The sequence below is a fragment of the Acinetobacter sp. RRD8 genome (genome assembly GCF_031844225.1).
Lineage (GTDB): Bacteria > Pseudomonadota > Gammaproteobacteria > Pseudomonadales > Moraxellaceae > Acinetobacter.
In genome coordinates, this window is the sequence record NZ_JAUZUU010000003.1 from 113,071 (window position 1) to 124,887 (window position 11,817).

General features: G+C 46.4%; 9 protein-coding genes. 8 read left to right on the forward strand and 1 reads right to left on the reverse strand.

What is annotated here, in order from left to right:
* Nucleotides 1-33 precede the first annotated feature (33 nt).
* From Q9R24_RS04675 to Q9R24_RS04710, 8 genes are all read left to right on the forward strand, one after another.
* Nucleotides 34-1,053 carry a sulfate ABC transporter substrate-binding protein gene (locus tag Q9R24_RS04675; protein ID WP_311203812.1) on the forward strand — a complete coding sequence of 340 codons (1,020 nt, stop codon included), beginning with the start codon at nt 34-36 and terminating at the stop codon, nt 1,051-1,053.
* A 185-nt stretch (nt 1,054-1,238) separates the two neighbouring features.
* Entirely contained in the window at nt 1,239-2,150 is a 912-nt protein-coding gene (gene rsmH / locus Q9R24_RS04680; protein WP_085064331.1) for a 16S rRNA (cytosine(1402)-N(4))-methyltransferase RsmH, read from the forward strand.
* A gap of 76 nt (nt 2,151-2,226) precedes the next feature.
* Nucleotides 2,227-2,493 (forward strand): cell division protein FtsL, encoded by a 267-nt coding sequence (gene ftsL, locus Q9R24_RS04685; protein ID WP_370940785.1) that lies wholly within the window; start codon nt 2,227-2,229, stop codon nt 2,491-2,493.
* Between the two features lie 15 nt (nt 2,494-2,508).
* A complete protein-coding gene (ftsI, locus tag Q9R24_RS04690; protein ID WP_311203813.1) occupies nt 2,509-4,332 on the forward strand; it encodes a penicillin-binding protein PBP3 in 1,824 nt (607 codons plus the stop codon).
* A gap of 11 nt (nt 4,333-4,343) precedes the next feature.
* A complete protein-coding gene (locus Q9R24_RS04695) occupies nt 4,344-5,840 on the forward strand; it encodes a UDP-N-acetylmuramoyl-L-alanyl-D-glutamate--2,6-diaminopimelate ligase (RefSeq protein ID WP_311203814.1) in 1,497 nt (498 codons plus the stop codon).
* 9 nt (nt 5,841-5,849) lie between these two features.
* Nucleotides 5,850-7,253 carry a UDP-N-acetylmuramoyl-tripeptide--D-alanyl-D-alanine ligase gene (gene murF / locus Q9R24_RS04700; protein WP_311203815.1) on the forward strand — a complete coding sequence of 468 codons (1,404 nt, stop codon included), beginning with the start codon at nt 5,850-5,852 and terminating at the stop codon, nt 7,251-7,253.
* Nucleotides 7,254-8,372, forward strand: a complete 1,119-nt coding sequence (gene mraY, locus Q9R24_RS04705; RefSeq protein ID WP_004644946.1) for a phospho-N-acetylmuramoyl-pentapeptide-transferase — start codon at nt 7,254-7,256, stop codon at nt 8,370-8,372. It begins immediately after the preceding gene.
* Nucleotides 8,373-8,426: 54 nt separating this feature from the next.
* Nucleotides 8,427-9,230, forward strand: a complete 804-nt coding sequence (locus Q9R24_RS04710) for a putative RNA methyltransferase (protein ID WP_005108509.1) — start codon at nt 8,427-8,429, stop codon at nt 9,228-9,230.
* A 51-nt stretch (nt 9,231-9,281) separates the two neighbouring features.
* Here Q9R24_RS04710 and ponA read toward each other — a convergent pair whose 3' ends face one another.
* On the reverse strand, nt 9,282-11,807 hold the full coding sequence (gene ponA / locus Q9R24_RS04715) for a penicillin-binding protein PBP1a (protein ID WP_311203816.1): 2,526 nt from the start codon (nt 11,805-11,807) through the stop codon (nt 9,282-9,284).
* Nucleotides 11,808-11,817: the final 10 nt, after the last annotated feature.

Consider the following 11,817-nt stretch of genomic DNA (forward strand, 5'->3'; position numbering starts at 1 on the left):
GTTATATCTAATGAAGATAAACTCTGTGCTGCCATGAAAATTCAATTAAAATCGTTATTTAGTGCTGCCTTATTGGCGACTGGTTTAGGCATGACCGCGACTGCTTCACAAGCAGCAGACCGTCAGTTTCTGAATGTATCCTATGATGCCACGCGTGAGTTCTATGATGAATTTAACAAATCATTTGGCGCTTACTGGAAAAACCGCACCGGTCTGGATGTGAATTTCAAGCAGTCACATGGCGGTTCGGGTAAACAGGCACGTTCTGTGGTCGATGGTCTGAAAGGTGATGTGGTGACTTTGGCGCTGGCCAACGACATCGAAGAAATTGTGAAATCTGGTCAGATTCAGCCGGGCTGGCAAAAGGAATTCCCACATAACTCGGCACCTTATACCTCGACGATCGTATTCATGGTACGTAAAGGTAATCCGAAAGGTATCAAGGACTGGAATGACTTGACCAAACCAGGCGTACAAATTATTACGCCGAACCCGAAAACGGGTGGTTTGCCGCGTTGGGTGTATCTGTCTGCATGGGGTTATGCCGAGAAACAGCCAAGCGGTAATAAAGCCAAAGCACAGGAATTTGTCGGCAAGCTTTATAAGAACGTGAAAGTGATGGATTCTGCTGCCCGTGCTTCAATGACCACCTTTGCCGAGCGTGGGATTGGCGATGTATTGCTGACTTGGGAAAATGAAGCCTTGGTCACGCAAAAGACCTTAGGTAAAAACAAGTTTGATATCGTCTATCCATCAATTACGATTTTGACTGAACCGTCAGTGGCGATTGTGGATCGTACCGTGGAGAAAAATGGCAATAAATGGTTGGCAACAGGTTATATCAATTACCTGTATTCACCATTGGGTCAGGAAATGGCAGCTAAACATTTCTATCGTCCGCGTAATGAAAAAGTATTAGCCAAATATTCGGCGCAGTTCCCGAAAATCAAAACCTTTACCATTGATGAAGTCTTTGGTGGCTGGGCCAATGCACAGAAAACCCATTTTGTGAATGGTGCAATCTTTGACCAGATTTATAACAGCAAACGTTAATTGATCTGCGAAGTCATCTGGATTGAAAAAAGCCTCCGGTTTTTGGAGGCTTTTTTGTATGAGAAAAATGCTAAAACGGTTTTCTCTATGGAAAGTAATATTTATCTACAAAAAGTCGTTTGGAGCTTTGTCTAAACAGGGTGATAATGTGCAGTTAAATTTTTCCCCCTATTGATTGAGTTTTTATGTCACATATTTCTGTATTACTTCACGAAACGATTGATGCCTTGTTGGCGGGTCGCAATACGGGAACTTATGTGGATGGGACCTTTGGCCGTGGTGGACATACGCGTTTATTGCTGTCCAAATTAGATGAAAATGCACGCGTCTATGCCTTTGATAAAGATCCACAAGCACTGGCTGTAGCAGCTGAACTCGAACAAGAAGATTCACGTTTTAAAATTATCCATGCCAGCTTTGCTGATCTGAAAGATGCCTTGGCTGAACTGGGCATTGAACAGGTTGATGGGGTGATGGCGGATCTTGGTGTTTCTTCACCGCAGCTGGATCAGGCTGAACGTGGTTTCAGTTTTATGAAAGATGGCCCGCTGGATATGCGCATGGATAACTCGCAAGGTCCAACTGCAGCAGAATGGCTGACCCAGATTGAAGAAGAAGCGTTGGCGAATATCATTTTTAAATATGGTGAAGAGCGTTATAGTCGCCGTATTGCCAAAGCGATTAAAGCTGCTGGATATATTGATACCACGGCAAAGCTGGCTGAGATTGTAAAAGTAGCACACCCGAAATGGGAAAAAAATAAGCATGCTGCGACCCGTACTTTCCAGGCGATTCGTATTGCTATTAATAAGGAATTAGAAGATATTGAAATCTTCTTGCCTCAGGCCGTTGAAATCTTGAAACCTGAAGCACGTTTGGCGGTGATTAGCTTCCATTCACTGGAAGACCGTTTGATTAAACAATTTATTCAAAAAGAGTCAACGCTTGAAGAGGATTCAGGCTGGGGAATGCCACAACAACAGAAAGATACGCGACGTTTAAAGAAAGTTTCTCGTGTTAAAGCCAGTGATGAGGAGGTCAAAGCCAATCCTCGTTCACGTAGCGCATGGCTCCGGGTAGCAGAACGTTTAGCTTAATAGGCAGATCATGAAAACGGAAGTGGTTGATAAAAAAACAGAAAAATTGTGGCTGAAAAAAGTTACAATCTATCTCATGCTGATACTGATGGTCTTCATCAGTGCAGTATTTGTGGTATTTCAGGTATTTGAATACCGTCAGGATAACAGAAAGCTGAGTACCTATCTGCGTGAAAGGGATGACCTGAATGCAGAGTGGGGGCGTTTGCTGATTGAGCAGCAAACTTTTGGCGCGACGGCACAGATCGGTACGCGTGCAGTGACACAGCTGCGTATGTATTCACCTCCGGTTTCACAAAGTGTCGTGATTTCCTTACCACAAACTTCAGATGAGAAAAAATAAGGCTAGCGTTCCGACATGGTAGACAAGAGAAAGAAGCAACCGGTACGTAAAAAACAATCGGTCACCGACAAAAATGCCTCAAATGTTTATATCAATCGTTTTTACATCATGTGGGCGGTGGTGCTGCTGTGTTTCGTGACACTGATTTGCCGTGCTTTCTATGTACAGATTATTAATAAAGATTTTTTGCAAAATAAAGCCAATGCCAATATTTTAAGAACCAATACCATCAAGGCGATGCGTGGCGTAATTTATGATCGTAATGGCATTCCATTGGCGATCAGTACCCCAATCATGAAAATTGTGATTGATCCACGTGATTATTTTGACAATAAAAAACTTTATGATGAAACCATGCTGGCGCTGGAAAAAGAGCCGAATAGCCGTAAACTGAAACGTCAGTTACCGGATAAAAACCTGAATCTGGATGAGCTGGCGGATGCAGTCGGTATGGATCGGGCAGAATTGCGCAAAAAAATGCAAGAACGTCCGCGTTCACGTTATCTGATCCTGAAAAAAGAAGTTCCGCCACAACAGGCCGAACTGATCATGAAGCGTAATTTTCAGGGCGTATATACCGAGAAAAACTATAAGCGCTATTATCCGCAGCCACAGCCGAACTCTCAGATTATTGGCCTGACCAATAGCGAAGGCAGCGGCATTGAAGGTCTGGAAATGCAGCTGAATAGCCGTCTTTCCGGAAAGGATGGCGAACAGCAGATCATTCGCGATAAAAAAGGTAACCGGGTCAAAGAACCGGAAGTGATTAAAGAAGTTGAACCGGGCGAAAATATTACCTTAAGTATCGACTCGCGTCTGCAATATATCATGTACCGTGAGCTGACTGCGGCCGGAGTTGCCAATAATGCCCGTTCAGCGACTGCGATTGCGGTAGATGTCAAAACCGGTGAAATTCTGGCGCTGTCATCATGGCCATCCTATAACCCGAATGATAAAAACAGCCTGCTCAATAAGGATGCCATGCGTAACCGCGGTGCAGTCGATTCTTTCGAGCCGGGCTCGACCATGAAGCCGCTCACTGTAGCGATGGCCTTGGAAAGTGGCAAATATACGGCGAATTCAGTCGTGAATACCACACCGGGCAGTATGCGGGTTGGTAATCATACCATTCGTGATACGCATAACTATGGTCAGTTGACACTCGGCGGCATTCTACAGAAATCCTCTAACGTTGGTGTGGCAAAACTGGCCTTATCGTTGCCGTATGAAACCTTACCAACCTTCTATAAACGTCTGGGTTTTGGTCAGCGTTCAGCGGTGAAATTCCCGGGTGAAAGTGCCGGTTTGATTCTTCCACCAAGCAAATGGAATGTATCAGAAGTGGCGACTATGTCCTATGGTTATGGTCTGAACGCGACGGTACTTCAGCTAGCTGATGCCTATGCCATGCTGGCCAATAAAGGCGTGAAAATGCCGCTGAGCCTGTACAAGCTGGAAGAACAGCCGCAGGGTGAGCAGATGATTGATGCCAATATTGCCGATCAGGTCCTGCTGATGATGGAAACCGCAACCTTGCCAGGTGGTACGGCGACTCGCGCTACCATCCCAGGTTATCGCGTAGCCGGTAAAACCGGTACTGCACATAAATTGCGTGCCGACCGTAAAGGTTATTCGACCAATGAATACCGTGCATTATTTGCCGGCGTGGCACCAGTCAGTGATCCACGGATCGCCATGGTGGTGGTGGTAGAAAATCCACAAGGCACCTACTATGGCGGTACGGTATCTGCACCAGTCTTTGCCCGCGTGATGCAGGAATCCTTGCGTCTGCTGAATGTCCCTCTGGACAAACCTTTAGAACCTCCCAAAGTCCAGTAAATAGGTGATCAATGTCTATTACATTTCAAGATCTCTACACCCCTCACGATGTCGCTGACTGGATGAAGCAATCCTTTCAGGGCTTCGAGCTGGATAGTCGTAAAGTTAAACCGGGACAAATTTTTATTGCCCTGACCAGCCTGTCACAGTCAGAAAAAACCGTGCAATTCGCCCAGAAAGCTTTAGAGCACGGTGCATTGGCCGTGATTTCAGAAACTGAACTGGATGTATCTCCCAATTTGGTGGTGACAGATGTACGTCATCTAATGGGGCAATGGCAAAAGCAGTATTTACAAGCAACCCAACCCGTTACGGCTGCGCGTATTCTTGCAGTCACCGGCACCAATGGTAAAACCACGATTTCTCGCTTGGTGGCTGAATTCATCATGCTGCAAGGCAAAGCTTGTGCAGTGATGGGTACCACAGGTAATGGGATTTTGCCAAATCTGGAAGCATCGTCGCATACCACCCTGGATGCCTTGCAACTGCAAAATGCCTTGCATGGCTATGCACAGGCCGGTGCAGAATTTGCCTCGATTGAAGCCAGTTCGCATGGTCTGGAACAAGGCCGCTTGAATGGTTGTGATATCGAGATTGCGGGTTACAGCAATTTGAGTCGTGATCATCTGGATTATCACGGTACGTTACAAGCTTATGCAGAAGCAAAGTCAGGTTTATTCCGTTTTGAATCGTTAAAAGTGGCTGTCATCAATATCGATGATGAACATGCACAGATCATGCTGGATGCTGCACAAACTAATCCGGCACAGCCTAAAATTTTGACTTATTCCACCAAGCAAAAAGCGGATTATCAGGTTCAGGATATTCAGTACAGCATTTCAGGTGCGACCTTTAAACTAAAAACTGCTTCTGCTGAATATATGGTTAACAGTCCATTGCTGGGCCATTTCAATATTGAAAATCTGGTCGCCAGTCTGATTATGGTGGAGCAGGCTGGGTTTGACCTGAACAGTTTGATTGCGTCTGTACCACAGCTCAAAGGTGCGCCCGGTCGGATGCAGGTGCTGCGTGATGGAGAGCGCCTGTTTGTGGTGGATTATGCCCATACCCCGGATGCCCTGACTCAGGTTCTGGTGACCTTGAAACGTCATGTTTCACAAAATCTCTGGGCAGTCTTCGGCTGTGGTGGCGACCGTGACCGTGGTAAACGTCCACTGATGACTCTGGCAGCATTGGAGGGTTCAGATATCGCAGTACTCACTTCTGATAACCCAAGAACCGAAGATCCGGCACAAATTTTTGCTGATATGAAAAATGATATCGACTTTTCCGGCAAAATCTATCATGAAATTCATGACCGTCGTGAAGCGATCAAGTTTGCGGTTAAACACGCACAGGCGGGTGATATTGTCGTGATTGCAGGGAAGGGGCACGAAAATTATCAGGAAATTGATGGCGTACGTCACTGGTTTGATGACGTGATCGAAGTGCAAGCTGCGATTGATGCTCAGCATTGCAACACAGATTCAGCCTATTCAGCGCATTAGGATTCAGATATGCATACCTCAACAACAAGTACTGCGGCGCTGGAGCCGTGGAGCATAGAACAATTACAGCAGGCTACTCAAGGCTACTGGTTGAATGATAAAAAGCCTGCAGGTCAGATCAAGCGGATTTTGACTGATTCACGTGATGCAGAAGCAGGTGATGCTTTTCTGGCGCTGAAAGGAGAGCGTTTTGACGCGCATGACTTTATTGCGCAAGTGGCGGCTCAAGGTTGTGAAATTGCCATTGTCAGCCGTCCGGTGGATGCTGATATTTGCCAGTTGGTGGTAGAAGATACCCGTCTGGCACTTGGACAGTTAGGTGCTTATCGCCGTCAGCAGAATCCTCAACTCAAAGTCATTGCCTTGACCGGCAGTAGTGGCAAGACCACGACTAAAGAAATGCTGGGAAGCATTCTGTCGCGTCTGGCACCGACCTTGGTGACACGTGGTAATTTGAATAATGACCTTGGTGTGCCGGTAATGTTGCTGGAGCTACGTCCTGAACATCAATATGCAGTCATGGAGCTCGGTGCAAGTCATCAGGGTGAAATTGATTACACTTCAAAAATGGTGCAGCCGCATGTGGCGGGGATCATTAATATCGGGACTGCGCATTTAGGTGAATTTGGCGGTCGTGACGGGATTTGCCGCGCGAAATCCGAGATTTATGCGCATATCTCTGAAACCTCAATTATTCCTGCTGCAGATGATTTTGCTGAAGTCATTCGTGCCGCAGTAAGAACTGAAAAAAGCTTAAGTTTTGGTGCTGGTGGTGAAGTCTATGCCAGCGATGTAGTACTTGAAGCTCAATCTTCAAGCTTTACCCTGAATACAGCACAAGGCTCCAAAACAGTTCAGTTGCCGTTTGCCGGTGAGCATAATGTTGAAAATGCGACCGCAGCAGCAGCTTTTGCCCTGGCGATCGGTATTGGTCTGGATGATATCGTGGCCGGTCTGGAACAGGCCGTGGGTGCGAAAGGTCGTCTGAACTTTATTCCGTACAAAGACTATTTATTTATTGACGACACCTACAATGCCAATCCGGGTTCGATGCGTGCAGCGGCTGAAGTTCTGGCGCAGCAGCAGGGCATCCGGGTGATGGTCACCGGCGATATTGGTGAACTCGGTTCATCTGCCGCAATCGAGCATTACAAGCTCGGTCGGGATCTGGTCTCGGTGAAAGGCATTAATTTTGTGGTGGCTGTAGGTGAATTTGCGCCTGCCGCACAAGAAGGTGCTCGTAGTACACAATATGGTAAAAAAATGCAGGCTTTCCTGAATCAGGAGCAGGCATTACCGTTTTTAATTCGTTTGATTGAAACACATCAACCTCAGCCGATGTCATTCCTGTTTAAAGGGTCGCGTTTTACCCATATGGAAACATTGATGGCTGCATTGATGGAGAAACTCTAAATGCTGTTATGGCTCTTTGAACATTTGGCGGGCTTTGACAGCACGTTTCAGGTGGTTCGTTATTTAACTTTACGTGCTTTGCTCAGTGTCTTGACGGCATTGACCATCGGTCTGGTGCTCGGTCCTGTAATGATTCGCAAGCTTCAGGCGCTGAAATATGGTCAGGCAGTCAGCTCGTATGCCCCTGAAAACCATGCTAAGAAAATGGGCACGCCGACCATGGGCGGGGTGCTGATCCTGCTTTCGATTGGTATCTCAACTCTACTCTGGGCAGATCTTTCCAATCCTTATGTCTGGATTGTGCTGGGTGTGATGGTGATTTTCGGTGCCGTTGGCTGGGCCGATGACTGGATTAAAATCCGTTATAAAGACAATGCGGGTTTGCCTGCGAAGAAAAAATTCTTCTGGACTTCAGTTGGTTCTTTGGGTGCTGGTATTGCTTTGTATGTCATTGCACAGCAACAGACCAATCCGGTGCATACCGCGAATATGCTGGATCTGCTGATTCCATTCTTTAAAGACCTAAGCATTCCATTGTCGATGATCCCGTTGGGTATTGGCTTCATTATTTTCACTTACTTCGTGATTAATGGCGCATCCAATGCCGTGAACTTGACTGATGGTCTGGATGGTCTGGCGATTATGCCAATCGTGCTGGTTGCTACGGGTCTGGGCGTATTTGCCTATCTGGCCGGTGATGTGCGCTTTGCCAATTATCTGCATATTCCTTATGTGAAATATTCGTCTGAACTGGTGGTGGTCTGTGCTGCCATGATCGGAGCAGGTCTGGCTTTCCTTTGGTATAATGCCCATCCGGCTCAAGTATTTATGGGTGATGTCGGTGCTTTATCTCTTGGTGCGATGCTGGGTACGATTGCCGTCATGGTTCGTCAGGAAATCGTATTTGCGATTATGGCCGGTGTCTTTGTGGTGGAAGCGGTTTCAGTCTTCCTGCAGATTGGTTCATTAAGAATGCGCAATAAGCGTGTATTCCTGATGGCGCCGCTACATCATCATTATGAAAAGAAAGGCTGGCGTGAAACCCAAGTGGTGATCCGTTTCTGGATTATTACGATTATGCTGGTAGTTTTGGGTCTAATGACCTTAAAATTGCGTTAAGAAATGCATGAGAAAAAGTCGGCGCATGCCGGCTTTTTTGTTTTGGAGAAAATGATGAATTTACTCATGTGCCCAGTCTGTCGCCAGCAGTTGAGCTTAAATGAAAGAACATGGCGCTGTGAGAATCATCATAGTTACGATGTCGCCAAACAAGGCTATGTGAACCTGCATGTGGTTCAGCACAAGCACAGCAAAAACCCGGGAGATACGCCTGAGTCTGTGCAGGCACGTCGCGCATTTCTCAGCGCAGGTTATTATGCGCCTTTGCAACAGGCTGTCGTGGAAAAGATTCGCAAGTTGCGGATTGAGAACCTTTTGGATATTGGTTGTGGGGAAGGCTATTACACCAATGCCATGCAGGCCGAAGTGCTGCAATGTGTGGGGGTCGATATTGCCAAAAATGCAGTTCAGGTGGCTGCCAAACTGAATAAAGATATTACTTGGGTCGTGGGAACCGGGGCAACCTTGCCAGTACTGAATGAATCAATTGATCTCTGCACCAGCTTGTTTAGTCCGATTCCCAAACAGGAAATCCTACGAGTCCTAAAACCAAAATCTTATTTGATGGTAGTGACGCCGGCACCACAACATTTATATGCCATGCGTGAGGCTTTATTTGAGGAAGTGAAACCACACGAGCCGCAGAAGTTTGTGGAGCAGTTGCAAGATGAGTTTAACTTGATTAGTGAGCAGGTGATTGACGCCCCAATGGTTTTACCACAGGCAGATTTAAAAAACCTGATTGCGATGACGCCATATGCTTATAAGGCCAAGCCGGAACACCGTTTAGCACTCGAACAGCAGGATCAGTTTAAATTGATGGCGCAATATCAGATTTACCTGTTCCAGAAAAAATAAAAAATGCATATAAAAAAGCCCTCAACTGAGGGCTTTTTTATATCAGTCAGATTACTGGACTTCTTCAATCAGATTTTCCAGAGAATCTACCCGGTTCGGCTGAAGAGGCTGTTCTTGTGGTGCAGAACTTTCATCATCTGGTAAACGAATCGGTTGATCTGGTAGATCCTCAAAGTCAGTTTCTGTGCGTTTCGGGACGACCACAGGTGCAGGACGGTAAAGCGCTGTCGCCAGAGGCGGAGAAGACGGATCATTCTGCTGCTCATCAGCCTGAACCGCCTTGTTGCGATTCACCGGTGCCTTAGCATTGCGGTCTAAACGTACCCATGCTTCCGGCTGGCCTTTTAATGCCTTGCCCATAAAATCGGTCCAGATCGGTAGAGCTGCCACACCACCATATTCACGACGACCTAAGGTGGTCGGCTGGTCAAAGCCTACCCAGGTCACAGTGACTAACTTACCATTGAAACCTGCAAACCAGGCGTCTTTGGCATCGTTCGTGGTACCGGTCTTCCCGCCGATATCACCACGACCAATTCTTAATGCAGCCCGGCCAGTACCATGCTGAATCACATCACGCAAAATGTTGGCCATGTCATAGGCAGAGCTGGATTTTAAAATACGCTGTGCCTGACGATAATTACTGTCTTCGGCAGAGACTTTAGGTGCAGGCTGTTTTTGCTCTAAAGTTGTATTGTTAATTGCAATTGCTTCGTCATCTGCGGTAATAGGGTCAGTGGCTTGAACTGTTTCTTCTTTTTCATTAATACATGAAATACAGGCATATTCAGGCTTGGCTTCAAAGATGGTATTGCCATAAGCATCTTCAATGCGGGTAATAAAGTGCGGCTGGATTCGGTAACCGCCATTGGCAAAGGTGGCATAGCCAGTCGCCATCTGAATCGGGAGGACCTGCGGGGTACCTAAGGCAATGGTATAGTTACGTGGAATCTGACTGTCTTGTAAACCAAAATCCATAAATAACTGACGTGTACGTTCAATCCCGACGGCTTGTAATAAGCGCACTGAGACTGTATTACGTGACAGATAAAGTGCGCGACGTAGCGGAATCATACCAAGATAACGGCCATCCGAGTTACGTGGCGTCCATTTGCCAATGGTAATGGGTGCATCATTGACCATGGTATGTGGTGTCATGCCACGCTCTAAAGCCAGTGCGTAAACAAAAGGCTTAATCGTAGAACCAGGTTGACGCCAGCCTTGGGTTGCACGGTTAAATTTCGATTGATAAAAATTATATCCCCCGACAATAGCCTCAATCGCACCATTATTGGGATTGATGGCAATCAATTGTCCTTGCACATTGGGGATCTGCACCAATGACCAAGAGGTTTTATTTTCATTGGGTCTTAAACGAACAATGTCTTTGACTTTGACAATTTCGGACGCTTTGCTCGGTGCGCCACCTACACTGTTGACGTTACGAAAGCGACGTGCCCAGGACATACCTGACCAGGGAACAGTCACGCTGCTTCCGTCCTGCATGAGTGCTTCAAAACTAGAATTACCCACCTGAGTTACTTGCGCAGGATAGGTGTTGGCATAGGCACGGAACTTGTCGAGGGGTTGATCATGTGCTTCAGCACCACGCCAGCCATGTCGACGGTCATAAGCCTCTAAGCCTTCTTGTACCGCTTGCTCCGCATAGGCCTGACGTTCACTATGAATAGTGGTATAGACTTTATAGCCGGAATCTACCGCCTGTTCACCAAAATTTTGTACCAGTTCAGAGCGTACCATTTCACCGACATACGGGAATTTGTTTCGGGTACTCCGGTCAGGCATATCTAAATTTACCGGTTCAGCAATGGCTTGCTGATACTGGCTCTGATTTAAATAGCCCAGTTGCAGCATACGGCCCAGAATCCAGTTACGACGTTCCAGGGCGCGCTTGGGATTGGCGACCGGATTATATCGAGAAGGTGCTTTAGGTAGGCCAGAGATCATGGCCATTTGTGCAATTGAAAGCTCTTCTAAGCTCTTGTTATAGTAAATTTTAGCTGCTGCTGCGATGCCGTAAGCATTTTTTCCCAAGAAAATTTTATTGACATACAAGGTCAGAATTTCTTCTTTAGTTAAGTTTTGCTCAATTTTACGGGCCAGAAAAATTTCCGTCAGTTTGCGCTTCAGCGTCCGTTCAGGACTAAGGTAATAGTTTTTTGCCACTTGCATGGTAATGGTCGAACCACCGGTCTGTACATCCGATCCGGTCACCGTCTCACTGAGTGCGCGTCCCAAGCTTTTAAAGCTGATCCCGCTATGCTCAAAAAAGCTGGAATCTTCAGCGGCGAGGAAAGCATGAATAAACTCGGGTGGAATTTGTTCATATTTCACGGGAACAGAAAGCTTGCCTCCATATTCGGCAATTAATTCATTATCTGAACTAAATACTTGTAAAGGCTTTAATAAAGGGGCCTTTTTAAGCGTAGACATTTCAGGCAAAGATGGGGCAATATAGAGATACATGCCATAGAAACCCATCGGAATTGAGATCAGTATAATGATAATGATCAAAAAAAATGGATGAACAAGGCCTGAACAAGATAGCTTTTTCATAACAAGTAAG